At 64.9% G+C, this 22,135-nt stretch carries 19 protein-coding genes; 8 read left to right on the forward strand and 11 right to left on the reverse strand.

Annotated elements, in window-relative coordinates:
• The first annotated feature begins 2 nt into the window (after nucleotides 1-2).
• Nucleotides 3-2,504: a putative peptide modification system cyclase gene (locus ABQZ09_RS12295; RefSeq protein ID WP_349777006.1), complete on the forward strand. Its 2,502-nt coding sequence runs from the start codon at nucleotides 3-5 to the stop codon at nucleotides 2,502-2,504.
• A gap of 277 nt (nucleotides 2,505-2,781) precedes the next feature.
• Here the strand turns inward: ABQZ09_RS12295 and ABQZ09_RS12300 are convergent, their stop codons facing one another.
• Nucleotides 2,782-3,078: an NHLP-related RiPP peptide gene (locus ABQZ09_RS12300; RefSeq protein WP_039406756.1), complete on the reverse strand. Its 297-nt coding sequence runs from the start codon at nucleotides 3,076-3,078 to the stop codon at nucleotides 2,782-2,784.
• 158 nt (nucleotides 3,079-3,236) lie between these two features.
• Here ABQZ09_RS12300 and ABQZ09_RS12305 point away from each other — a divergent pair, with 158 nt between their 5' ends.
• Nucleotides 3,237-4,430 carry a putative peptide maturation dehydrogenase gene (locus ABQZ09_RS12305; RefSeq protein WP_349777047.1) on the forward strand — a complete coding sequence of 398 codons (1,194 nt, stop codon included), beginning with the start codon at nucleotides 3,237-3,239 and terminating at the stop codon, nucleotides 4,428-4,430.
• Between the two features lie 290 nt (nucleotides 4,431-4,720).
• On the opposite strand, the gene ABQZ09_RS12310 is transcribed toward ABQZ09_RS12305, so the two are convergent.
• The 4 genes from ABQZ09_RS12310 to ABQZ09_RS12325 all read right to left on the reverse strand — a co-directional run bounded on the left by ABQZ09_RS12310 (nucleotide 4,721) and on the right by ABQZ09_RS12325 (nucleotide 11,904).
• Nucleotides 4,721-6,808 carry a S9 family peptidase gene (locus ABQZ09_RS12310; protein WP_349777007.1) on the reverse strand — a complete coding sequence of 696 codons (2,088 nt, stop codon included), beginning with the start codon at nucleotides 6,806-6,808 and terminating at the stop codon, nucleotides 4,721-4,723.
• Between the two features lie 99 nt (nucleotides 6,809-6,907).
• Nucleotides 6,908-8,935, reverse strand: a complete 2,028-nt coding sequence (locus tag ABQZ09_RS12315; protein WP_349777008.1) for an acetyl/propionyl/methylcrotonyl-CoA carboxylase subunit alpha — start codon at nucleotides 8,933-8,935, stop codon at nucleotides 6,908-6,910.
• Between the two features lie 184 nt (nucleotides 8,936-9,119).
• The gene (locus ABQZ09_RS12320; protein WP_349777009.1) at nucleotides 9,120-10,730 is read right to left on the reverse strand and encodes a carboxyl transferase domain-containing protein; all 1,611 of its coding nucleotides are present in this window, start codon (nucleotides 10,728-10,730) and stop codon (nucleotides 9,120-9,122) included.
• A gap of 10 nt (nucleotides 10,731-10,740) precedes the next feature.
• The gene (locus ABQZ09_RS12325; protein WP_349777010.1) at nucleotides 10,741-11,904 is read right to left on the reverse strand and encodes an isovaleryl-CoA dehydrogenase; all 1,164 of its coding nucleotides are present in this window, start codon (nucleotides 11,902-11,904) and stop codon (nucleotides 10,741-10,743) included.
• Nucleotides 11,905-12,032: 128 nt separating this feature from the next.
• Between ABQZ09_RS12325 and ABQZ09_RS12330 the strand changes: the two genes are divergently transcribed.
• The 3 genes from ABQZ09_RS12330 (at nucleotide 12,033) to ABQZ09_RS12340 (ending at nucleotide 13,626) form a co-directional block, all read left to right on the forward strand.
• Nucleotides 12,033-12,647: a TetR/AcrR family transcriptional regulator gene (locus ABQZ09_RS12330; protein WP_184388610.1), complete on the forward strand. Its 615-nt coding sequence runs from the start codon at nucleotides 12,033-12,035 to the stop codon at nucleotides 12,645-12,647.
• Between the two features lie 86 nt (nucleotides 12,648-12,733).
• Nucleotides 12,734-13,108 carry a hypothetical protein gene (locus tag ABQZ09_RS12335; RefSeq protein WP_039406735.1) on the forward strand — a complete coding sequence of 125 codons (375 nt, stop codon included), beginning with the start codon at nucleotides 12,734-12,736 and terminating at the stop codon, nucleotides 13,106-13,108.
• The gene (locus ABQZ09_RS12340; protein WP_228313307.1) at nucleotides 13,105-13,626 is read left to right on the forward strand and encodes an RES family NAD+ phosphorylase; all 522 of its coding nucleotides are present in this window, start codon (nucleotides 13,105-13,107) and stop codon (nucleotides 13,624-13,626) included. The genes ABQZ09_RS12335 and ABQZ09_RS12340 overlap by 4 nt, the downstream gene beginning before the upstream one ends.
• Nucleotides 13,627-13,638: 12 nt before the next feature.
• Here the strand turns inward: ABQZ09_RS12340 and ABQZ09_RS12345 are convergent, their stop codons facing one another.
• From ABQZ09_RS12345 to ABQZ09_RS12360, 4 genes are read right to left on the reverse strand one after another with little or no spacing between them, the layout of a single operon-like run.
• Nucleotides 13,639-13,974, reverse strand: a complete 336-nt coding sequence (locus tag ABQZ09_RS12345; protein ID WP_184553544.1) for a DUF3325 domain-containing protein — start codon at nucleotides 13,972-13,974, stop codon at nucleotides 13,639-13,641.
• Complete coding sequence (locus ABQZ09_RS12350; protein WP_349777011.1) at nucleotides 13,971-15,587, reverse strand: PepSY-associated TM helix domain-containing protein; 1,617 nt, start codon at nucleotides 15,585-15,587, stop codon at nucleotides 13,971-13,973. Before ABQZ09_RS12350 ends, ABQZ09_RS12345 begins: the two co-directional genes overlap by 4 nt.
• The gene (locus tag ABQZ09_RS12355; protein ID WP_349777012.1) at nucleotides 15,584-15,895 is read right to left on the reverse strand and encodes a DUF3649 domain-containing protein; all 312 of its coding nucleotides are present in this window, start codon (nucleotides 15,893-15,895) and stop codon (nucleotides 15,584-15,586) included. Before ABQZ09_RS12355 ends, ABQZ09_RS12350 begins: the two co-directional genes overlap by 4 nt.
• Nucleotides 15,896-15,920: 25 nt before the next feature.
• Nucleotides 15,921-16,565, reverse strand: coding sequence for a DUF4198 domain-containing protein (locus ABQZ09_RS12360; RefSeq protein WP_349777013.1), 645 nt, complete (start codon nucleotides 16,563-16,565; stop codon nucleotides 15,921-15,923).
• A gap of 280 nt (nucleotides 16,566-16,845) precedes the next feature.
• Here ABQZ09_RS12360 and ABQZ09_RS12365 point away from each other — a divergent pair, with 280 nt between their 5' ends.
• The gene (locus ABQZ09_RS12365) at nucleotides 16,846-17,364 is read left to right on the forward strand and encodes a c-type cytochrome (protein ID WP_039412147.1); all 519 of its coding nucleotides are present in this window, start codon (nucleotides 16,846-16,848) and stop codon (nucleotides 17,362-17,364) included.
• Nucleotides 17,365-17,641: 277 nt separating this feature from the next.
• Nucleotides 17,642-19,360 (forward strand): ExeM/NucH family extracellular endonuclease, encoded by a 1,719-nt coding sequence (locus ABQZ09_RS12370; protein ID WP_349777014.1) that lies wholly within the window; start codon nucleotides 17,642-17,644, stop codon nucleotides 19,358-19,360.
• A 42-nt stretch (nucleotides 19,361-19,402) separates the two neighbouring features.
• On the opposite strand, the gene ABQZ09_RS12375 is transcribed toward ABQZ09_RS12370, so the two are convergent.
• Nucleotides 19,403-19,789: a MerC domain-containing protein gene (locus ABQZ09_RS12375; protein WP_349777015.1), complete on the reverse strand. Its 387-nt coding sequence runs from the start codon at nucleotides 19,787-19,789 to the stop codon at nucleotides 19,403-19,405.
• A gap of 61 nt (nucleotides 19,790-19,850) precedes the next feature.
• Here ABQZ09_RS12375 and ABQZ09_RS12380 point away from each other — a divergent pair, with 61 nt between their 5' ends.
• Nucleotides 19,851-21,176: a GTP-binding protein gene (locus ABQZ09_RS12380; RefSeq protein ID WP_349777016.1), complete on the forward strand. Its 1,326-nt coding sequence runs from the start codon at nucleotides 19,851-19,853 to the stop codon at nucleotides 21,174-21,176.
• A 65-nt stretch (nucleotides 21,177-21,241) separates the two neighbouring features.
• Here the strand turns inward: ABQZ09_RS12380 and ABQZ09_RS12385 are convergent, their stop codons facing one another.
• The gene (locus tag ABQZ09_RS12385; protein ID WP_228313314.1) at nucleotides 21,242-22,123 is read right to left on the reverse strand and encodes an EamA family transporter; all 882 of its coding nucleotides are present in this window, start codon (nucleotides 22,121-22,123) and stop codon (nucleotides 21,242-21,244) included.
• Nucleotides 22,124-22,135: the final 12 nt, after the last annotated feature.

Here is a 22,135-nt window from a genome sequence, read left to right on the forward strand (position 1 = left end):
TCATGAGCGCCCGCAACGCACGCAAGGACGCGTCGTCGGAGGCTATCCAGGCACCACGTCTGCGCACCTTGCTGTTGACCGACCTCTGTGACTCGACCGCGCTGGTCGAACGCATCGGCGACAACGCCGCCGCCGCCCTGTTCCGCGAACACGACCGCCTGGTGGTCAAGCTGCAGCAGCACTGGCGCGGCCGCCTGATCGATCGTTCCGACGGGCTGTTGTTGTTGTTCGATCGCCCTATCGACGGCCTGGGCTTCGCGCTGGATTACGCGCGCGGGCTCAAGGCCATGAGCGATGCCCATGCCCAGCCGCTGCGAGCGCGGCAAGGGCTGCACGTGGGCGAGGTGCTGACCTGGCGCAACAGCGACGAGGCGGTGAGCATCGGCGCCAAACCGCTGGAGGTCGAAGGCCTGGCCAAACCGACCGCCGCACGCCTGATGTCGATGGCACGCCCGGGGCAGATCCTGGTCTCGGCAGTCGCCGAATCGCTCACCCACCGCGCTGCGCGCGAACTGGGCGACCGCGTCGAACGCATCCTGTGGAAATCCCATGGCCGCTGGCGCTTCAAAGGCGTCCCCACGCCGATGGAAATCTACGAAGTCGGCGAAATCGGCCTGACCCCGTTACGCGCCCCGAAGAACTCCACCAAAGCTTGGCGCGATGTCCCGCTGTGGCGTCGGCCGGCGGCGTTGGTGGCAGAAGTCGGCGTTGTACTGGCAGTAGGAATCGCGGTGTGGTTTTTCGTTCGCCCACAACCGGCCATTGCGTTTGCGAAACGCGACTGGGTGGTGGTGGGTGATTTGACCAACCTGACCGGCGACGGGCTGATGGATGGCTCGTTGGATCAAGCATTTCGCATCAGTCTTGAGCAATCCCGTTACGTGAACGTGCTTGGCGACGATCGTGTGCTGAAAGCTCTGGAAATGATGCGTAAAGATCCAACGATAAATCGCCTGGATCGTGCAACCGCATCAGAAGTTGCAGTTCGTCTGGGAATCAAAGCGGTACTGCTGCCATCCATCGCGTCAGTCGGGGGGCGGACACGCTTTGCGGTCGAGGTTGTAGAGCCTCAGAGCCAGCAAACATTGGCAGTCAGCACGGCCTTCGGCTCGGGATCGAGCGTACTGGCTGCCGTCGATCAGGTGGCTCAGGACTTGCGTGATCGCTTGGGCGAAGATGCGAAAAGCATCCAGCAACAAAGCCATCCGCTTCCTGAAGTGACGACGTCCAGCCTGGATGCGCTACGCGCCTACGCTCTCGGACAAAGACGATATGCTCGAGGGGATTATGAAAATGCGTTAGGTTTTTATCGCAAGGCAACCGATATCGATCCACACTTTGCGTTGGCTTGGCTTGGTCAGACCCGGGCGTACTTCGCCAAAGTTGATTACGCTAATGCATTGGCGGTCTTGGCCCGTGCGAAGGTGCTGATTGCCAGACTTCCGGCCAGAGAAGCGATGTATGTGGAAAATTGGGACACTCAGATAGTCAACCCGCCTGCAGCTACCGATGGGTGGATCAGGATGGCAGAGCTGTACCCTGACTACGCTCCGGCTTCGCACAATGCGGCGATAGGACTTTATGCGGCCAATCGCTTCAGTGAAGCCTTGCCGTACGCCAAGCGAGTCGCAGACAGCAAGGTGGATCTTACGAGTATCGGTCTGGACCAGTATGGCCGGATCTTGTTGGCGCTTGGAGATTTTGAAACTGCCGACTACGTGCTCGGTAGGGCAGTCAAATCCGGATGGAGCGGAGCATTGCGACGCCAAGCATCGGTTGCTGCTGCAAAGAAAGACTTTGCCAAGGCAAAACAACTACTCGCTCGCGTCCCGGAGAGTAACTATCACGCGGACATCGAGCGCACATCGGTCGCCCTCGATTCCAATGATGTCTTCGCTGCCGTTGTGCGGTCAGAGTCAGGCCTTAGGAACGGCCCCGCTCAATCGGGTGCAGACCAACGGATCTACTATGTACCGGCTGCAACAGCAAAACTGATGAGTGGAAACGCGGCTGCGGCAATCTCTTATGCACGCCAGGGCGCTAAAGGGGCACTGGACGCGTTAGACCAGGAGAGCGCTGCCGATGCGATTGACGATATGGCGATTGCACTTGCAGCCGCCTTGGTCGCGCAGCAGGCAGGGGATCAAACGGTGGCGACAATGACGCTGAAGCGTTTGGAGACAGGTGGCCCAGCCAAGGACAATCGTCTCATCAACGAACTGGAGGCGATCGTGCGCGCAGAAAGGCGACGTGTGACTGGCAAACCCCTCGAGGCTTTGTTGCTGCTTGAACCCTTCCTCGATACACAATCGCGCATTCAGACCCGTGCCGCTGCGATGCGAGCTGCAGCGGACGCTGGAAATCAATCAATGTCGCGCGAGCACGCATCGTGGCTACGCGCTCGCCGCGGGATGGCTTATGCGGAAGCTGAGTGCGGCTATTGTCTACAGCCACTGAACGTGGTCGCTGTCGATGCGGCTACGGATCAGTTTGATGGGTCATGACAGATACACGGAAACGATCAATGCGTGCCCGAACATTGAGGTGCGTGGTGACTTGGGTGGTGTCGTGAGGGCGATGAGACCTGGAAATAACCTGCCGGAGCAATGCTGCCGCGCTTGCGGGTGCCCGACGTCCACGCTGTAGCATCCGTGCCACGATTCGCTTTAGAGCTGACCAAGCGAGGGCCAGCCTTGACACCACGCTGCTTTAATCCGTGCTTGGATGCCAGCGCTTATTGCCTATGTACCGATTCCATTGTCAAGCAGGTACTGGATCAAATTATCTGAGTGTCCTGGTGCCACCGAAACCGGCTTCGAGCATCGGAACGGTTTGACTTGTGCCACTGGTCAGCATTGCGTTGATTTCGTCGCGTGCACCGGCAATGGTCCGCTTGTCTGCCAGTTCAACTGCGCCGCAATCGTTGACGAAATTCTTCAGGTCATCGGGATCTTCTGCGATATGCCCCGCCCGCGCCAGGGCTGCAACAGGGTCCTTTACAAATAGTTCTCTGAACGCATCGTCCTGAGACAGCAGCTGGACCAGGGCGTTGGCGACAGCTGGCTCTAATTTCAACATTGGCATGACGCTTGAAGATCCGAAGAATGAAATCGGCTATCGGCCGAGCTCGCGCGGGCTTTAGCGCCAATGATGAAAAAACTTAAGTTGTACCTAAAACCGACGATAGTGTCTTGCGTACAGACACGCGAGGTATACGTGAGCAGGAGAAAGGGCGGATGCAGGTAAGGCGCTGTAGCGTGGTGATGCTGGAGCCTCGCGAGGTTGTGGAATTCGAACTGCGAGCGCTTCTCACAGGTGGCAATGGATTGCGTCGCCAGATGGTGTGGTTCGCCTTAGCCCCCCATCTGGATGAGGCGGTGAAGGTCACACCGTGTGAATTGAAATTGCTGGGCGTGCTTAGCCCAACCGAATGGGTCGACAGCGCATCGCTCGATGTGGACGTTTCAGTCATCCAAAGTCTGTTGAAGGCGGGTTTGGCGTTGGAGCGTGTCGACGAAACGAGTCCATCTGCTCTGCGTGATGCACGCTTACGTGCCGCGCACTGGCATCCACTTGGTGCCATTCTGCATGCCTTCACCCGCTGGGATGGCGTGGATGCTGTAAAAAATATGCGCGATTCCGGTACCGAAACAGCACTGCAGATGCGGGAGGTGCTCGGTATACCCCCGCCGGAGTTCACGGCTTTGGCCGAGGATGTGCAGCTTTTTGAGCTGCCACACTCCAGCGCTACGGAGTTTGATGTTTTGCTGAGCCGTCGTGTGACGTGTCGAAACTTTGATACTGCCCAGGCCCTGACCCTGGAGCAGTTTTCGCATGTGATGCAGCGCGTGTTCGCAGCCCAGGCCCAAATGCGCGTCGGCGCTGATCTGGTTTTTCTCAAGAAAAATGTGCCTTCAGGCGGAGGCCTGCATCCAATTGATGCCTACGTTATCGTCCAGCATGTCGAGGGCGTCGATCCTGGGCTCTATCACTATCGATCAGACACACACGCGTTGGCCGCGGTTCCTGATGCAAAAAAACTTACACGGGACTTCGTGATGGAATGTATTGGTCAGCAACATTGGTTTGCCGACGCGCATGTACTGATCGCCCTCGTCCCCCGCTTCGATCGCACCTTCTGGAAGTACCGTCAGCATGCAAAGGGATACCGGGTGGTAGCAATGGAGGCTGGGCATCTCTCTCAGACGCTCTATCTTGCCGCAACAGATCTCGGCTTGGGCGCCTTCATCACTGGTGCTATCAACGAGAAGCATTTGGAACGGGCTTTTTCGCTGGATCCCACCGTACAAGGCGTAATGGCCATTTGTGGTTTTGGCCTGCGTGGAAAGCGGATGGAAACCGCCGAGCTGGATCCGGAAGGCGTGATATGGCGACTTCCGGAGGGAGCTCAACGCTACCAAGACAATTGACGAAGATGCGGCGGCTTCGGTCGGCTTTTCCATCGAAGAAGAGAGCCTTTGGGAGCCATCCTCTGCCCGGTGACTACGGGTGCGCTACTGACTTCTCAAATGATGCAGTGATAGTCTTGCACGATGACGTCTGATGCCAATGCGCAAGGCTGCAAGAGCGACGTTGTAAAGACATACGGCGTCTCCTAATTGGTAACTGTTACGAAGAAGGCCGGCGCACTCCTTGCCGACCTCCTTCGGATCGGATGTCAGTGCAGCGTAGGTGTGCTGCACTTCTATATCGCCGCGCCCTACTGCCGAATCGCCTGCGTATGTGTCTTCAACGCATCGGGCAGGCCGTTGATCTTGTCTGCGCCCTCAGGGACGGTGATGCTGGAGCCGTCGAAGTCTGCACCGATCGGTTGCGCGCGGCCGCCCAGGCACTGGCTGAGGAAGCCTTCGGTCACTGCGTTGAAGGCCTTGCTGTTCTCGGGACGACGGAAGCCGTGGCCTTCGTCCGGGAACAGCACGTAGGTGACCGGGATGTTCTTGGCCTTCATCGCGTTGACGATCTGGTCGCTTTCGGCCTGCTTGACGCGCGGGTCGTTGGCGCCCTGGCCGATCAACAGCGGTTTGCTGATCTTGTCGACGTGGGTGAGCGGGGAGCGTTCGGTCAGCCACTGCTTGCCGGCCTCCGTGGCCGGGTCGCCCATGCGACGGGTCAGCTGCTTGTAGAAGCTGGCCCAATACGGCGGTACGGTGCCGAGCAAGGTGTTGAGATTGGCCGGGCCGACGATATCCACGCCGCATTTGAAGGCGTCCGGGGTAAAGGTCATGCCCACCAGCGTGGCGTAGCCGCCGTAGCTGCCGCCCATGATGGCGACATCCTCGGGCTTGGTGACGCCTTGCTTGACCGCCCATTGCACTGAATCGAGCAGGTCGTCGTGCATCTTGCCGGCCCACTCGCCGTTGCCGGCATTGGTGAATGCCTTGCCGAAGCCGGTGGAGCCGCGGAAGTTCACCGACAGCACCGCATAGCCGCGGTTGGCCAGCCATTGCTCGTAGGGGCCGTAGCGGTAGCTGTCGCGTGCCCACGGGCCACCATGCACGAACAGCACCAGCGGTACCGGCTTGTCGGCCTTGCCGTCGTGATTGGCGTCGGCTTCAGCGGGCAGGGTGAGGTAGCTGACCAACTTGAGGCCATCGCGTGCAGTCAGTTCCTGCGGCCACATCGGTACCAGCGGCTTGCCCTCCAGCGCAGGTCGTGCGGAGAACAGCTTGGTCAGCTTGCCGCCATCGGCGCGATCGTAGCGGTAGTAAGTCAGTGGCGTTTCTGCTGCCGAATAGCCCACGATCCAGATGCGGTCGTCGAGCGTACGTGCGGCAACGCTGGCATCGCCTGCGCCCAGCGATTTGAGTTTTTGCAGATCCGTGGCAACGCCGGTATCCAACGCCTTCCACTCTTCGCGCAGGTAGTTGGTCGATACCGCCTGCACCACGCCGGTCTTGGGGTCGTTCAAGGTGGCGCCAACGTCGGCGCGCGGGCTTTCGAACAACAGCGTGCGTGCATTGCTGGCGGTGTCGATGGCGTACAGGGCGGCGGTATCGCGATTGCGCGAATCCTGCATGTAGAGCGTCTTGCCGTCGTCGGTCAGCCCGTCGGGCAAGGTGTTGGTGACATCTTCGAATGGAATGCGGTCCACAGGCTTCCAGCCCCTGCCATGGGGCACCAGCAGTTCCCGGCCGGCGTCGTCGGTGGCACGCGTGGCGTAACGCAGCTGGAAGTTTCCATCCAGCAGATAGGAGTCCAGGCTGTCGGTGTTCTTCTGCACCAGGGTGCGCTTGCCCGAGGCCAGCTCCACCCGGTACAGGTCGTGCCACTTGGCGTCGCGGTCGTTCATGCCGACCATGATGGTGTCTGGATGCTGCGCGCTGACGCGGTACACCTCGGCATTGGTCTTCTTGAACGGGGTCAGGTCCTTGCTGCTGCCATCGGTCAGGTCGACCGCGAACAGATGGAAGTCTTCATCGCCGCCGGTGTCGCGCAGATACAGCAGCGTGTTGGATTGGTAGGTCCAGAAATAGGAGCGGATGCCGCGCGCAGTGTCCTTGGTGATGGCGCGCGCCTGGTCCGGTGCATCCACTGGCGCCACCCAGACATTGAGTACGCCATCCAGCGGTGCGACCCAACTGAGATACTTGCCGTCCGGGCTGATGCTGACATTGGCGCGCTCGGGATTGCCGAACAGCGCCTCGCGGGTGATCAGTTCAGGGGGCGCCGTGGGCGCCGCCGCTGCGGCGGATGCTGGCGGTGTGGCCTTGTCGGGTGCAGGAGCGGTCTTGTCGCTGCAGGCAGACAGCGCCAGCAGCATGCTGGAAGCAAGGAGCAAACGTTGCATGAAGCCTCCGGTGGGTAGACGGCCAGTCCGGCCGAGTGCCCACGCTAGGGGCCGCGCCTGCGCCAGCGGACGTGCCGTTGGTCACGCGCCCATGCGGCACTACGCAGATGCGGACACAAATTCCACCAGGGCGACACCGTCGGCCACCAGATCGCCCTCGGCCACCAGGTAGGCCTTGACCATGCCGTCGCCGGGCGCGTGCAGGGTATGCTCCATCTTCATCGCTTCCAGCACTACCAGCGCCTGCCCGCGGGTGACCGGCTGGCCCACCGCCGCCGCCAGCGACACGATGCGCCCGGGCATCGGCGCCGTCAGGCCGCCGGCCTCGTGCGCGGGCTGGTCCGCGTTCTCCAGCGCATCGTGGTGGCGGAACATCGCGCACTGCGTGGAGCCGATCACGGTCACCGTATTGCCGTCGCGCAGACGCTGCGCACGCCACTGCCGGCCATCCATGTCCACGCGTACGTCATGGCCGTGGCAGTGGTGGCGCAGGTGATGCGTCTGGCCGGCATGGGTGACCTGCCAGCCATCGGTGAGCCGACGCACGCCCAGCGTGCGATGTTCGCCCGCTGCCTCCAGCTGCACGCTGCGCGCCGCATGTGCGCCGATCCGCCAGCCGTCGGCGGTCTGCCATGGCGAGAACGGATCGGCAGGATCCGGCGCAGGCTGCAGCGCTGCTTCGGCAATCGTGACCGCAGCCAGGCACCACCAGGCATTCTCGGGGACGGCGGCGTCGGCAAACAGCGCAGCGTGTTCGCGCTCGATCAGCCCGGTATCCAGATCTGCCGATGCGAACGCGTGGGTGCGGATCAGGCGTGCCAGAAATGCGCTATTGGTGGTGACGCCGACCGCATGAACCTGTGCCAGCGCAGCGTGCATGCGTGCCAGTGCCGCAGGGCGATCGACATCCCAGACGATGAGCTTGGCGATCATCGGGTCGTAGTAGGGGCTGATGCTGTCGCCTTGCTCCACGCCCGCATCGATGCGCACGTGTGCGCTGGCGGCAGGCAACTGCAGCTGGCGCAAGGTGCCCGTGGAAGGCAGGAAGCCGCGCTCGGCATCTTCGGCATACAGGCGAGCTTCCAGCGCATGCCCGTGGATGCGCAACTCGTGCTGGCGGCGCGGCAGCGGTGCGCCTGCGGCAACCTGCAGTTGCCACTCGACAAGATCGGTGCCGGTGATCAATTCGGTCACCGGGTGCTCCACCTGCAGCCGGGTGTTCATTTCCATGAAATAGAAATCGCCCTCCGGCCCGGCGATGAATTCCACCGTTCCCGCGCCCACGTAACCCACCGCGCGTGCGGCATCGACCGCTGCCTTGCCCATCGCTGCGCGGCGCTCCTCGGTCATGCCGGGCGCGGGCGCTTCCTCCAATACCTTTTGATGGCGGCGCTGTACCGAGCAGTCGCGCTCGAACAGATACACCACCTCGCCACGGGTATCGCCGAAGACCTGGATCTCGATATGGCGCGGGCGCTCGACATATTTTTCCACCAGCACATGGGCATTGCCGAACGCCGACTGCGCTTCGCGCTGGCAGCTGGCCAATGCATCCTCGAACGCGGCGCTGGCATCGACCCGGCGCATGCCCTTGCCACCACCACCGGCGCTGGCCTTGATCAGCACCGGGTAGCCAATCGCATCGGCCTGCGCACGCAGGAACGCCGGTGCCTGTTCGTCGCCGTGGTAGCCCGGCGTCAGCGGCACGCCGGCGCGTTGCATCAATGCCTTGGCCGCACTCTTGTCGCCCATCGCGCGGATTGCAGCGGCCGGGGGCCCGATGAACACGATGCCGGCCTGCGCGCAGGCGTCGGCAAAGACCGCGTTTTCCGAAAGGAATCCGTAGCCCGGGTGGATCGCCTGCGCACCAGTGAGGCGCGCTGCCTCCAGGATCGCCTCGCCACGCAGATAACTCTGCTGTGCAGGCGCCGGACCCAGATGCATCGCTTCATCGGCCAGGCGCACATGCCGCGCATCACGATCGGCATCCGAATACACGGCCACCGTGGCGATGCCGAGCGTGCGACAGGTGGCGATCACCCGGCAGGCGATCTCGCCGCGATTGGCGATCAGGATCTTGTCGAAGGGGCGTTGCGCTGCGGTGGCGACGGGGTCGTGCTGTGTCATCGGGTCGGTCTCTGCACATCGCCATCGTGGCGGTGGTCGCGCGCATGAGCGCGGGTGGATGTCGTGCTGCGCTCAGCCATTGCGATGTCTGTGTTCCATGCTGCCGGCACGGGTTGTGCTGTGTCTGACCGCAGCGCACGTAGACGCATGCGCCGGCACATGCAACGCTGGCCAACGGTCGTGCTCACATCCGGAACACGCCAAAGCGCGTCGGTTCGATCGGCGCATTCAACGCCGCCGACAAGCCCAGGCCCAGTACGCGCCGGGTATCGGCCGGGTCGATGATGCCGTCGTCCCACAGGCGGGCGCTGGCGTAGTAGGGGTGGCCTTGCTGTTCGAACTGCGCGCGGATCGGCGCCTTGAACGCGTCTTCTTCTTCGCCCGACCATGCCCCGCCCTTGGCCTCGATGCCGTCGCGGCGCACCGTCGCCAACACGCTGGCGGCCTGCTCGCCGCCCATGACGCCAATGCGCGCGTTTGGCCACATCCACAGAAAGTTCGGCGAATACGCGCGGCCGCACATGCCGTAGTTGCCGGCACCGAACGAGCCGCCGATCACCACGGTGAACTTGGGTACCTTGGCGCAGGCCACCGCCATCACCAGCTTGGCGCCGTCCTTGGCGATGCCGCCGTGTTCGTACTTGCGCCCGACCATGAAGCCGGTGATGTTCTGCAGGAACACCAGCGGAATGCCGCGTTGTGTGCACAGCTCGATGAAGTGCGCGCCCTTGAGCGCGGACTCGGAAAACAGGATGCCGTTGTTGGCGATGATGCCGACCGGGTAGCCATGCAGATGCGCAAAGCCGGTCACCAGGGTGCTGCCGTAGCGCGGCTTGAATTCGTCCAGGCGTGAGTCGTCGACGATGCGCGCGATCACTTCGCGCACGTCGAACGGCTTGCGCGTGTCGGCAGGAATCACGCCATACAGCTCGTCGGCGGCATGCCGCGGCGGCACCGGCGTTTGCAGTGCCAGGGATGCAGGCGGTTTGCGCCAGTTGAGCTGCGCGATGATGGCGCGGACGCGTGCCAGTGCCTGCAGATCGTTGTCGGCAAAATGATCGGCCACCCCGGAGATGCGTGTATGTACATCGGCACCGCCAAGCGCTTCGGCAGTGACTTCTTCGCCGGTGGCTGCTTTCACCAACGGCGGGCCGCCGAGAAAGATCGTGCCCTGCTCGCGCACGATCACCGTCTCATCGCTCATTGCCGGCACGTACGCACCGCCGGCCGTGCAGGAGCCCATCACGCAGGCGATCTGCGGAATGCCGTTGGCCGACAGGTTGGCCTGGTTGTAGAAGATGCGCCCGAAGTGGTCGCGATCGGGGAATACTTCATCCTGCAGCGGCAAGAACGCGCCGCCGGAATCGACCAGATAGATGCATGGCAAGCGGTTCTGCTGCGCGATGTCCTGCGCGCGCAGATGCTTCTTCACCGTCATCGGGTAGTAGGTGCCGCCCTTGACGGTGGCATCGTTGGCCACGATCACGCATTCAACGCCAGACACGCGGCCGATACCGGCCACCACACCGGCACACGGCACCTGGTCGTCGTACATGCCGTGCGCGGCGAGCGGTGCGATCTCCAGCAGGGCGCTGCCCGGATCCAGCAGCGCATCGATCCGGTCGCGTACCAGCAGCTTGCCCCGTGCGGTGTGCTTTGCCCGCGCCGCCTCGTTGCCGCCAAGCGCGGTCTGCGCCAGGGTGCGGCGCAAATCATCGACCACCACGCGCATTGCCGCCGCGTTGGCCTGGAAACTCTCGCCGCTCATCTGCAGCTGGCTGGTGATCACGCTCATGAGGGCTCCGTCAGGCGGTACGTTCGAACAGTTCGCGGCCGATCAGCATGCGCCGGATCTCCGAGGTCCCCGCGCCAATCTCGTACAACTTGGCATCGCGCCACAAGCGACCGGTGGGGTAGTCGTTGATGTAGCCATTGCCGCCCAGCACCTGGATCGCCTGGCCGGTCAGCCAGGTGGCCTTCTCGGCGGCATACAGGATGGCGCCAGCCGCGTCCTGGCGCGTGGTGCGCCCGGCATCGCAGGCACGTGCCACCGCATAGACGTACGCGCGGCAGGCATTGAGTCCCACATACATGTCGGCCAGCTTGGCCTGCATCAACTGGAAGGTGCCGATCGGCTCGCCAAACTGCTTGCGCTCGTGCACGTAGGGCAGCACCACGTCCATGGCTGCGGCCATCAGCCCCAGTGGCCCGCCGGCCAGCACCACGCGTTCGAAATCCAGCCCGGACATCAGCACGCGCACGCCACCGTTGAGGGTGCCGAGCACGTTCTCGGCCGGCACTTCGCAATCGGTGAACACCAGCTCGCAGGTGTTGGAGCCGCGCATGCCCAGCTTGTCGAGCTTCTGCGCGGTGGAAAATCCCGGCATGCCTTTTTCGACAATGAAGGCGGTGATGCCGCGCGCGCCGGCGTCCGGGTCGGTCTTGGCGTAGACCACCAGCACGTCGGCGTCGGGGCCGTTGGTGATCCACATCTTGTTGCCGTTGAGCACGTAGCGGTCGCCGCGCGCGTCCGCTCGCAGCTTCATCGACACCACGTCCGAGCCGGAGCCGGCCTCGCTCATCGCCAGCGCGCCCACATGCTCGCCCGTGCACAGCTTGGGCAGGTAACGCTGCTTCTGCCCGGGCGTTGCGTTCTTGCGCAGCTGGTTGAGGCACAGGTTGGAATGCGCCCCGTACGAGAGCCCGATGGCGCCCCCGGCGCGGGAGATTTCTTCCATCGCCACCACATGCGCCAGGTAGCCCATGCCGCTGCCGCCGTATTCTTCTTCCACGGTCAGCCCCAGCAGGCCTTGCTCACCGAACAGGCGCCACAGTTGCGACGGAAAGACATTGTCGTGATCGGCCGCCGCGGCGAGCGGGGCGATATGGTGGCTGGCCAACGTCGCAACGCTTTCGCGCAGCAGATCGATCTCTTCGCCAAGCTCGAAATTCAAGGACGGCACATGCATGGAGCAACTCCACAGGGATCGGGACGTGCCGGGTGGGGGCGGGCGGGCCGCGCGGCGTAAGCAGGCAGCCTAGCCGTCCCCGGCAAAAAAGTGAACTAAAATTCAACTATTGAACCCAGAATCACACCATGGCTTATCGACGCTCCGCCCTGATGGAAGAACGCCTGGCCGGCAACCGCGAACGCATCCTGCACGCGACCCGCGCGCTGATCGCCGAGGGCGGCTACCGCAATGCCCCGATCACCGCGGTGGCGGCAGCCGCTGGCGTGTCAACCGGACAGATTTATCGGCATTTCCCGTCCAAAGCCGAGCTTTTCGTGGAAGTTTTAAACGCGGCGGTGCAGCGTGAGATGACCATCCTGCGTGCCATCGCGACCACCGATGCCAGTGCGGCCGAGCGCCTGCGCACCGCCATTGCCACCTTCGTACGACGCGCGCTGGCCGGTCCGGCGCTGGCATACGCCTTCATCGCCGAGCCGGTGGAAGGCGAAGTGGATGCCGAGCGCATCCGCGGCCGTCGCCTGTTCGGCGAGGTGTTCCGGCAGTTGTTGGCCGAAGGCGTGGCCGCCGGAGAATTTCCCGAACAGTCACTGGATGCCGCAGCAGCCTGCATCGTGGGCGCCTTCACCGAGGCCCTGGTCGGGCCGATCGCGCCCAGTCGCGGCGACCCGCAGCAAGGCGAACAGTTGGTCGAAGCGATCAGCGGCTTTTGCCTGCGTGCGGTGGGGGCGAGGCAGGTCTGACACTGCGCTGACCGTGCATCCCGCCGTGCTGGATGGATGCTGATTGCTGTGCATATACTGTGCACGTCACCTACCCGAGCACACCCATGGTCGCCGTCCTCAATCCCCTCTCCCTGACCGAGCGGTTGCGCGCGCCCGACCGCACCATTCTGTCGCCGGCAGCCATGGCCGGCCTGCTGGAGCTGTCGCAGCAGGAGCTGGCCGAGCTGGCCGGCGTGCATCGCAACAGCCTGCGCGTGCATCCGGAAAGCCCGCGCGTGCAGGAGGTGTTGCGCAATCTCTCGCGGCTGCTGGTGGCGATGGCGCAGATCCAGCCGGACGAACACCAGGTGGTGTTCCATCTGAAAAACACCCCGATCCCCGTCTTCGAGTTCGCCACCCTGCTGGAGGTGGTCAAGCAGGGCCGCACCGACGATGCGTTGACCTACCTGCGGACCGTCGCCTCGGGGGCCGCCGGTTGAAGCTGAGCGCTCCGGCGCACTGCACGCTGTATCGCGCCTTCACCCCGCGCTGGGCCGCCGAACCCCTGAGTGGTGCCGGTGCGGCGCGCTCGGGCGGGCGCTTCAATCGTTTCGGTCAGCCGGCGCTGTACCTGTCTTTGCAACTGGACACGGCGGCGGCCGAATACGCACAGGCCGCCCCGTTCCTGCCGCCGTTCACGCTGGTCAGCTACGCAGCCGAGCTGCCGGCGCTGGCCGATCTGCGCCTGCTCGATGCCAGCTGGGACGCGCTCTGGGCCGACTGGACCGACGACTGGCGCAAGGCCCTGGTCACCAAGGTCGAGCCGGTGAGTTGGGTGCTCGGCGACCTGCTGCGTGAGGCGCAGATTCCCGGGGTGATCTTTCCCAGCCTGGCAGCGCCGGACGGGGTCAACGTGGTGCTGTTCCTGGACATGCTGCAGCCCGAGCAGGTGCTGCGGGTGCACGACGATGGCCGGCTGCCACGCGATGGGCGCAGCTGGGGCGATCCGCCGCCATAATCGGCCGCGGTCTCAGCCCATCAGCAGGTGCGCAGCGCCAGCCAACACCGGCACGGCGATGGCGGCCGGCAGCACCGCGCCACGCCGATAGGGCAGCAGCCACAGTGCCAGCACTGCCGCGGCGGCAGTCAGCGTTCCCAGCCACAGCACCGGGCCGATGCCCCACCCCTGCGCGCGGACCGCCAGGCCAAAGGTGAGCAGCAGCAACAGCCAGCCGATGCTGCGCAACTGCCGCGTGCGCGCAGCGCCCAGGCTGCGGCCACGCAGCTCGTACTGGTGTTTTTCCATCGCCAGGCACAGCGCCGCGAAGCCGGAAAAATTCAACGCCAGCAACAGCATCACGCTCATGCACTTTCCTGCATCGGCACGCTGTTTTGCGCCGGGGCGGCGACCGTGGCACGCGCACGTCGGGCAGCCGCGGGTTGCGGCGCCTTCCAGTGCTGCAAGCGCCAGCCGGCAATGCCCAGGCAGATACCCAGGCCCAGGCAGACCAGATCGACGCCGGCCAGCATCCATTGGCCGGCCGGCAGCGTCACGCCCAGATGCACATCGGTGGTGATCGCGTTGAGCAGCGGCACCAGCGCAAACAACGCGCCGCCCAGGTACAGCTGCCAGCTCCACATCGCGCGGCGCGGCCAGACGAACGCAGCCAACAACGCGCTGGCCCAGGCGGCAAAGAACAGGTTCGCTTCCATCGCTGCGCGCGCTTCCAGCGCCACCGGCAACAGCCGGTTTGCCCAGAAGAAGCTGGCAAAGGCGATCGGCAGCCCGGCCACGGTGCCGATGTTGAGCGCGTCCACCAGGCGCAATCCAAACCCGATGCGTCCGGCCTTCAGGTGCTTGGGGCGTTCCTTCACCGCCCACATCACCACGCCGCTGGCCACCATCAGGCAGCCAAGCAGGCCGGAAGCAAAAAACAGCACCCGCAGCCATGGACCGGCAAAGTGCGCGATGTGCAGCCCCACCATCACCCCGCGCGTTTCGCTCGCGCCGCCGGGCACGCCGCTGCGCTGCAGGCGCGCGCCGGTGAGGCCGTCGTACAGGATGGAGGGCGCGGTGCTGGACAGCTGCGCGGCCAGTTGGCTGACGCCGACTGCCGCATGCGCATCGTTGGGTAGCGACACCGCCACGTTGCCGATCTCGCCCCCGCGCAGGTCGCTGCGGGCGCGCACCACAAACTGTTCCAGCGGCAGCATGTGCGCCGGCGTGCCGGCCGCCTGCCGGGTGTCGGCCACGCGGTTGGCCGACTCGTCGTAAAAGCGCATCTCGTCGCTGGCATAGCGTGCCTTGATGCCCCAGGGCAGGTACATGAACATCAAGGTCACGATGCCGGTATAGGTGATCATCGCGTGGTATGGCAGCGCGGTCACTGCGCTGACGTTATGGAAGTCCAGCCACGAGCGCAGGCCCTTGCCCGGGCGGAACGTGAAAAAGTCCTTGAAGATCTTCTTGTGCGTGATCACGCCGCTGATGATGGCCACCAGCATGAACATCGCGCAGAACCCGACGATGTAGCGAGCCCACACCACCGGCAGGTAATGCAGGTCGAAGTGCAGCCGGTAGAAGAAGTCGCCGCCCAGCGTGTCGCGCGCGGCGATCTCCTTGCCGGTGGCCGGGTCGATGATGGCGTTGCCATACATCTCGCGGCGGCTGGCCGGTTTGCCGTCGGCCGGTGCGGGGTTCTGCCAGTACATGCTGACCACCGGCGTCCGCGCGTCCGGCAAGGTGATGTTCCAGCTCACTGCGTCTGCTGCATGCGTCTGCAGGTACTGCTCGGCGCTGCGGACGGCGGCCTCGCTGCTCACCGTGGTAGTGGGCAGCTCCGGGCGCATCCAGCGGCTGATTTCATCGCGGTAGTAACTGGCGGTGCCGCCCATGAAGATCAGCAGCAGCACCCAGCCGACCAGCAGGCCGGTCCAGGTATGCAGCCATGCCATCGACTGGCGAAACCCCTGCTTCATGCCGCTCCCCGCTGCAGCCAGGCCGCCAGCGCGAACATCAGCGCCGCCGGAACTGCGATTCCCGCCCAAGCCCGCCACACGCTGGCGGTGGCAAATGCCCACAGCGGCGCGCAGGCGCATACCACGATGCCGACCAGCATGCTGGTCAACACCGCTTCACTGCGCGGCAGCGGCAGGACCAGGGCCAGCAACAGGTTGGTGGCGCTGGCCAGCGCATAACCGCCAACAATCGCGGCCAACGTCCGCGCCAGCACGCCCAGCCACGGGCGCCTGAACCAGGGAAGCGACAGGGGCGGGGTGCTGGACATCAGGCAAGCGTTGGAGGTGGCCGGTTTATTCGGCGACGAAGGTCAGCGTGCTGATGTGGTGCACCAGCGTCACTTGCTTGCCGGCGATCTCGCGCTTGACCGGCTCCTTGTTGTTCACCACCAGGATGTGGCGACCGGGGCGCAGCTTGGGCAGGGTGACTTGGCCCTTGGCGTCGGAGGTCAGCGTCTTCTGCCACTTCTGCGGGTCGATCACGGTGACCTCGGCCTTGGGCAGCGGCTTGTTGCGATACAGCACCGTGAGCGTGCTGCCGTTGGCGGTGGTGGGCACCAGTTCCAGATCCAGCTTGGCCGACGGGGTCGCGCGGCCGGCACGGGCGTAATAGCTCACCGTCTCGAAGCCGCCGGCCTCACCCTTCCACGGCTCGAACACACTGTCGTCGCTCAACCAGGCATCGCCCGCGCCAGACAGAGGTGCAGTCAGGAACTCGCTGCCGCGTTGCAGTGCACCGGCCTTGCCGGCAGCGCCAAACACGGTCGGCTTGACCACGCGCTTGATCTCGTCCTGGCCGTGATCGAGCGTTTCCTGCGCCGGCTCGCCGAAGAAGATGCGCACCGGGCCGCTGCCATCGCGTTCGATCCAGATTTCGTGGGCCTGGGCGGACAGACTGAGGCTGGCCAGGGCCAGGCAGGACAGCAGGAAGGATTTCATCGGGGCGACTCCTGGTAACGGACCGGGCGAGGCGGCAGGCGCGTCCCCGTGGATTGATGGGAATGATACGCAATTCCGTCGGGCCAGGCCAACGCGCCATGCGGCATTGCGGCAATTTGCCGGCAGGCGCGAGCGTGCCCGTGCGCAGGAACCATCTCCAGGTGGGGCAGGCTGCACATTGGCTGCAATCACTGTCACGCACGCTGGTCAGACTGGCAGGAACTGTGCTCTATACTCCGGCGCTAGCAGAGGTCTTCGACCAACAGCCAGGGGTGAGCGCGTGCGGAATTACGACCTCGAGTTCCTGAAAAAATTCTCGATGGTGATCGGATTACTGGTAGTGATCACCCTGGGCCTGATCGCCCTGGCAGCGTATTTGCAACGCGCCATTCCCGACGAGGTCTCGCCGACTGCCGCCAAGCGTGTGCAGCAGCGCATCGCGCCTGCCGGCGCGGTCTATGCCGGCACCACCGGTGCAGCGGCGCAGGCAGCCGCCCAGGCGGCAGCGCTGGCCAAGGCCTCATCGCAGTCGGCCTACGGTGGCACCACCGACGGCAAGACCATCTTCGACAACCTGTGCACCGCCTGCCACACCACCGGCGTGGGCAAGGCGCCGACGCTGGACCACTCGCACTGGGATGCGCGTATCGCCCAGGGCAAGGACACCTTGTACAAGCACGCGATCGAGGGCTACACCGGCCCGGATGGCGGCATCATGCCGCCCAAGGGCGGCAACCCGGCGCTGACCGAAGAACAGGTGCGTGCAACGGTGGACTGGATGCTGGGCAATCTGAAGTAAGGTCGCTGTGGGGCATCGCGGAGCGTGGTGTGCCGTTGGCGCTCCTGCACCGCCAATCGCCAGCGTTGTCGGTTGCTTGATCGGATGCGTCGCCTGACCCTGGTGCGGGCAAGCGCAGCGGAGTGTCGATGCAGCGCACTGGTCGCATCGCGTGTCCCGTAAAGAACACGCCTGGCGGCACGTCACTGCGGTTTGTTAGCCTGTTCACGCGCTTCACCCTCTCGCGCCGCCTTCCGGGCGGCGCTTGCGTTTGATCCATCCCCTTTGGAGTCGTTCGATGTCGCATCGCCCGCTGCTTGTGCTCGGTCTGGTCGGTCTATTGGCGCCACTGCTTTGCAGCGCTGCCGACGGTGCCGCGCAGCGGCTCTCGATTGCCGACGTGCAGGGCGAGGACACCCGCAGCCCGTACGATGGCCGGGCGGTCGAGGTGGAAGGCATCGTCACGGCCGACACGCGGGCGGGCCTGGCCGGCCTGTTCGTGCAGCAGCCGGGCGTCGAGCCGCGGCGCTCGCACGGGCTGTTCGTCACCGGTGCCGGCAATGCCGAGGTGGCGGTGGGCGACCGCGTGCGCATCGTCGGCACGGTGCGCGAGGTCTCGGCAGGTGGCGAAGCGAGTCTGACCACGCTGGAGGCCAGCAGTATCGAGCCGCTTGCCAGCGGCCAGCCGGTGCCGGTGCGCATGCTCAGCGGGCCGCCGGCCAACTGGGAAGCGCTGGAAGGTGAGCACGTGCGCATCACCGCGCTGACGCTCAACGGCAGCGATCGCCTGGACGCCGACGGCGAGCTGGTTGCCGCGTTCGGTGGGCGGCTGTGGCAGCCGAGCGAAGTGGCGGCGGCCGGCACCCCGGCCTTCGCCCAGGTGGAGGCCGATAACGCGCGTCGCCGCGTGTTGCTGGACGATGCACGCAACGGGCGCAGCCCCAAGCAGGTGTCCTACCTGCCGGCCGATGCGGCGTTGCGCAGCGGCAGCCTGCTCAAATCGGTCGATGGCATCGTCGACCAGCGCTACGACGGCCGGTACCGCATCCAGGTGCTCACGCCGCTGGCCGTGCCGGCCATGCCCACCGCAGTGGCGCCACAGGTGGGTGGCGACCTGCGCATCGCCTCGTTCAACCTGGAGAATTTCTTCAACGGCAATGGCCGCGGTGGCGGCTTTCCGACCAAGCGCGGCGCGCGCACGCACGAACAGTTCCAGGCGCAGTTGGCCAAGCTGGTCGCCACCATCGTGCCCTTGCGCGCCGACGTGGCCGCGCTGATGGAGCTGGAAAACGACGGCAGCGGCGCCGATACGGCGGTGGCGCAACTGGTGGCTGCGCTCAACGCCGCCGGCAAGGACAAGGACTGGCAGTTCGTCGATACCGGCAGCGGCCCGGGCGATGACGCGATCCGGGTCGGCATCGTGTATCGCAGCTCGCAGGTGACCCCGGTGGGCAAGCCGGCCACGCTGACCGGCGGGCCGTTCGAGAACCAAAGCCGCGTGCCGCTGGCGCAGGCGTTCCGCAGCACGCGCGGGGCGACCTTCGTGGTGGTCGCCAATCACTTCAAATCCAAGGGCTGCGGCTCCGCCAGCGGCGCCGATGCCGACCAGCGGGACGGCCAGGCCTGCTGGAACGCCACCCGCACCGAATCGGCCAAACGCCTGCATCAATGGCTGCAGACCGACCCCACCGGCGCGCAGACCAGGCTGGCCGTGCTGCTGGGCGACTTCAATGCCTACGCGATGGAAACGCCGATGCGCAGCCTGCGCGCCAGCGGTTGGCAGGACGCGTTTGCGGTAGCCGGGGTGAAACAGCCTTACAGCTACGTCTACGACGGCATGAGCGGACGCCTGGACCACGCGCTGCTCAGCCCGGCCATGGCCAAGCAGCTGCGCGGCGCGATTGAATGGCATATCAATGCCGATGCGATGGACGAGGCCGGCTATGCCAAGCGCAATCTGCCCGGCCCGTGGCGCAGCTCCGATCACGACCCGGTATTGCTGGGCTTCTCGCTGTAGCGCAGGCCGGGGATCGAGGTGGCGCGGTGATCGCTCCTGCCGCTAGCGCGTGCAGTTTCCGTGTCGGCGCCGCAGCCGCAGATTCATCAGGTGGGTGCTTGCCAGCAGCAGGCTGCCGACGACGGTGATCGGTGTTTCCCACGCGCCGCCGGCCAGACCGCTCGCGCCGAGCACCAGCCCGGTCAGTCCGCAGATCGCCAACACCCAGACCGGTGGCGGCAGCGCGTGCCGGCGGTGGGTGCTCCACAACGCGTAGCCGCTGAGCGGTACCGCCGCCGTGGCAAACACCACATGCACCCATTCGGCCCGGCTCCAGGCGCCCAGCAGTGGCAGCGCGGCGGCCAACAGCGGCAGGGCAAGGCAATGCAGCAGGCACAGCCCGGACAAGGCGATGGCCGAGCTGTCCAGCAGGGAAGCGGTGGCGCGCATCTACGGTGTCCTGTCGGCAAAGTGTTATATAGTAACACTTCACTCCAGCCAGGCCGTCAGGATGTCCCTGTCCCCCAAGCGTGATTCGCGTCTGCCCGTTACCGTGTTGTCCGGCTTTCTGGGCGCCGGCAAGACCACCTTGCTCAATCGCATCCTGCATAACCGCGAGGGCCTGCGCGTGGCGGTGATCGTCAACGACATGAGCGAGATCAACATCGATGCGCAGCTGGTGCGCGAGGGCGGTGCGGCCCTGCGGCGCACCGAAGAGACACTGGTGGAATTCAGCAATGGCTGCATCTGCTGCACCCTGCGCGATGATCTGCTTCAGGAAGTGCGGCGGTTGGCCGCACACGGCGGCTACGACTACCTGCTGATCGAATCGACCGGCATTGCCGAGCCGATGCCGGTGGCGGCCACCTTCGCCGTACGCGATGCCGATGGCTTCAGCCTGTCGGATATCGCCCGTCTGGACACCATGGTGACCGTGGTGGATGGCTGCCGTTTTCTGCAGGACTTCGGCTCGGCCGCGACCCTGGCCGAACTGGGGCAGCAGGCCGGCCCGGACGACACGCGCGGACTGGTGCAATTGCTCGGCGAGCAGGTGGAGTTCGCCGACGTGCTGGTGATCAGCAAGTGCGACCGCATCGACCCGGTGCAGCTGCAGCGCCTGCGCGCGGTGCTGCGTGCGCTCAATCGTGAGGCGGCGATCGTGGATGCGGCCCATGGCAATGTGCCCTTGCAGCAGCTGCTCGATACCCGGCGCTTCGACTTCACCCGTGCGCAACTGGCGCCGGGGTGGATGCAGGAACTGCGCGGCCAGCACACGCCGGAAACCGAGCAGTACGGCATCAGCAGTTTCGTGTATCGCGCACGTCGGCCATTCCACCCGCAGCGCTTCGCGTGCATGGTGGGCAGCGGTCTGCCGCAGGTGATTCGCAGCAAGGGATTCTTCTGGCTGGCCAGCCGTATGGACTGGGTGGGCGAATTGTCCAGCGTTGGTGGCGCCACCCAGACCAGTGCGGCTGGCTTCTGGTTTGCCGCACGCCATCGCGTGGATGCGCAGGCGATCGGCCAGCCACAGCAAACCAGCATCACCCCGCTGCCCTACACCGATATCGGCTGGCAGCGGCAACAGACGCACTGCTGGAGCGCGCCGCTGCCGCAGCTGCACGAAGTGGGGGACCCCAACGAATATGCCGCCATGCAGCGGCTCTGGCACCCGCTGTGGGGCGATCGCCGCCAGGAGCTGGCGGTGATCGGCGTGGACATGGATGCACCGCGCACCCGCGCGGCGCTGGATGCCTGCCTGCTCAGCGACCAGGAACTGCGACAAGGTCCGGCACACTGGCAGCTGCTGGATGACCCGTTCCCGCACTGGGAGCGCTAAGCCCGGCGTGCTGGCGCATGACGCGCACGGCCATCGTGCACGTCATCACGCCACGACGCGCTGCGTCAGCGTGATCCCCACGCGATCACTGCGATCGCCACCACCGCCAATGCCAGGCCCACGCGGGTCCAGCGTGTGGTGCGTTCGCCAAAGACCAGCATGCCGACCAGCGCGCCGAGCACCACCACACCGATGTTCATCGCTGCAAACACCGTGGCAGGGCTATGCGCCAGGTGTTGATGCGCACGCACGTAGAACAGGATGTTGCCGAAGTTGAGCACGCCCAGCAGCAAGCCGGCGGCGATGCTGGGCAGGTGCAGGCGATGACCACGTCGCACCCGCAACACCTGCGCGCATAGCAGCAGCGCAAAGGCGAGGGCAAAGCACAGCGTCAATGCAGTGAGCGAGGGCGTGCCCGACAGCGCGATGGTCTTGAGCAACACATCGATCAGCGCAAAACCGGCCCAAACGCCCAGTAGCCACGGCCACGCGCGTGCCTGCACCAGCGGTTCCGACACAGGCTCGACCGCAGGCGCTGCGCGCGGGCGCTGCACGATGCCGACGATGGCCAACACGCCGATGCCCAGGCCTGCCAGTTTCCAGACCCCGGCGTGCTCGCCGAATACCGTGAATGCGGCTGCAAGCGACAGCAGCAACGACAGCCGCTGGGCCACATCGGTACGCACGATTCCGGCCACCCGCACCGAGCGCGCCAACACCAGGAAAATGCCTGGTAACGCGACTGCCAGCCCTAGCAGCGCGAGCCATGGCGTGCCGGGTGCATGCAGGCTGGCAAACGACGGTTCGAGCAGTCCCACGGCCAGCACGCTGGCGGTGGCGTAGTTCCAGGTGATGGCCTGAAAGACGTCGATGTCGCGACGCGGTGCGAGCTTCAACAACACCGACACCAGGACACTGCAAATGACGGCAAACAACAGAAAATGCATGGGCAACGCAAC

The organism is Xanthomonas sp. WHRI 6106, from assembly GCF_040202405.1.
GTDB lineage: Bacteria > Pseudomonadota > Gammaproteobacteria > Xanthomonadales > Xanthomonadaceae > Xanthomonas > Xanthomonas cannabis.

What these genes read in the sequence shown, in the direction of transcription:
- ABQZ09_RS12295 (WP_349777006.1), top strand. Translation starts at nt 3, where the DNA reads ATGAGCGCCCGCAACGCACGCAAGGACGCGTCGTCGGAGGCTATCCAG.
- ABQZ09_RS12300 (WP_039406756.1), bottom strand. Translation starts at nt 3,078, where the DNA reads ATGTTGAAATTAGAGCCAGCTGTCGCCAACGCCCTGGTCCAGCTGCTG.
- ABQZ09_RS12305 (WP_349777047.1), top strand. Translation starts at nt 3,237, where the DNA reads ATGCAGGTAAGGCGCTGTAGCGTGGTGATGCTGGAGCCTCGCGAGGTT.
- ABQZ09_RS12310 (WP_349777007.1), bottom strand. Translation starts at nt 6,808, where the DNA reads ATGCAACGTTTGCTCCTTGCTTCCAGCATGCTGCTGGCGCTGTCTGCC.
- ABQZ09_RS12315 (WP_349777008.1), bottom strand. Translation starts at nt 8,935, where the DNA reads ATGACACAGCACGACCCCGTCGCCACCGCAGCGCAACGCCCCTTCGAC.
- ABQZ09_RS12320 (WP_349777009.1), bottom strand. Translation starts at nt 10,730, where the DNA reads ATGAGCGTGATCACCAGCCAGCTGCAGATGAGCGGCGAGAGTTTCCAG.
- ABQZ09_RS12325 (WP_349777010.1), bottom strand. Translation starts at nt 11,904, where the DNA reads ATGCATGTGCCGTCCTTGAATTTCGAGCTTGGCGAAGAGATCGATCTG.
- ABQZ09_RS12330 (WP_184388610.1), top strand. Translation starts at nt 12,033, where the DNA reads ATGGCTTATCGACGCTCCGCCCTGATGGAAGAACGCCTGGCCGGCAAC.
- ABQZ09_RS12335 (WP_039406735.1), top strand. Translation starts at nt 12,734, where the DNA reads ATGGTCGCCGTCCTCAATCCCCTCTCCCTGACCGAGCGGTTGCGCGCG.
- ABQZ09_RS12345 (WP_184553544.1), bottom strand. Translation starts at nt 13,974, where the DNA reads ATGAGCGTGATGCTGTTGCTGGCGTTGAATTTTTCCGGCTTCGCGGCG.
- ABQZ09_RS12350 (WP_349777011.1), bottom strand. Translation starts at nt 15,587, where the DNA reads ATGAAGCAGGGGTTTCGCCAGTCGATGGCATGGCTGCATACCTGGACC.
- ABQZ09_RS12355 (WP_349777012.1), bottom strand. Translation starts at nt 15,895, where the DNA reads ATGTCCAGCACCCCGCCCCTGTCGCTTCCCTGGTTCAGGCGCCCGTGG.
- ABQZ09_RS12360 (WP_349777013.1), bottom strand. Translation starts at nt 16,565, where the DNA reads ATGAAATCCTTCCTGCTGTCCTGCCTGGCCCTGGCCAGCCTCAGTCTG.
- ABQZ09_RS12370 (WP_349777014.1), top strand. Translation starts at nt 17,642, where the DNA reads ATGTCGCATCGCCCGCTGCTTGTGCTCGGTCTGGTCGGTCTATTGGCG.
- ABQZ09_RS12375 (WP_349777015.1), bottom strand. Translation starts at nt 19,789, where the DNA reads ATGCGCGCCACCGCTTCCCTGCTGGACAGCTCGGCCATCGCCTTGTCC.
- ABQZ09_RS12380 (WP_349777016.1), top strand. Translation starts at nt 19,851, where the DNA reads ATGTCCCTGTCCCCCAAGCGTGATTCGCGTCTGCCCGTTACCGTGTTG.
- ABQZ09_RS12385 (WP_228313314.1), bottom strand. Translation starts at nt 22,123, where the DNA reads ATGCATTTTCTGTTGTTTGCCGTCATTTGCAGTGTCCTGGTGTCGGTG.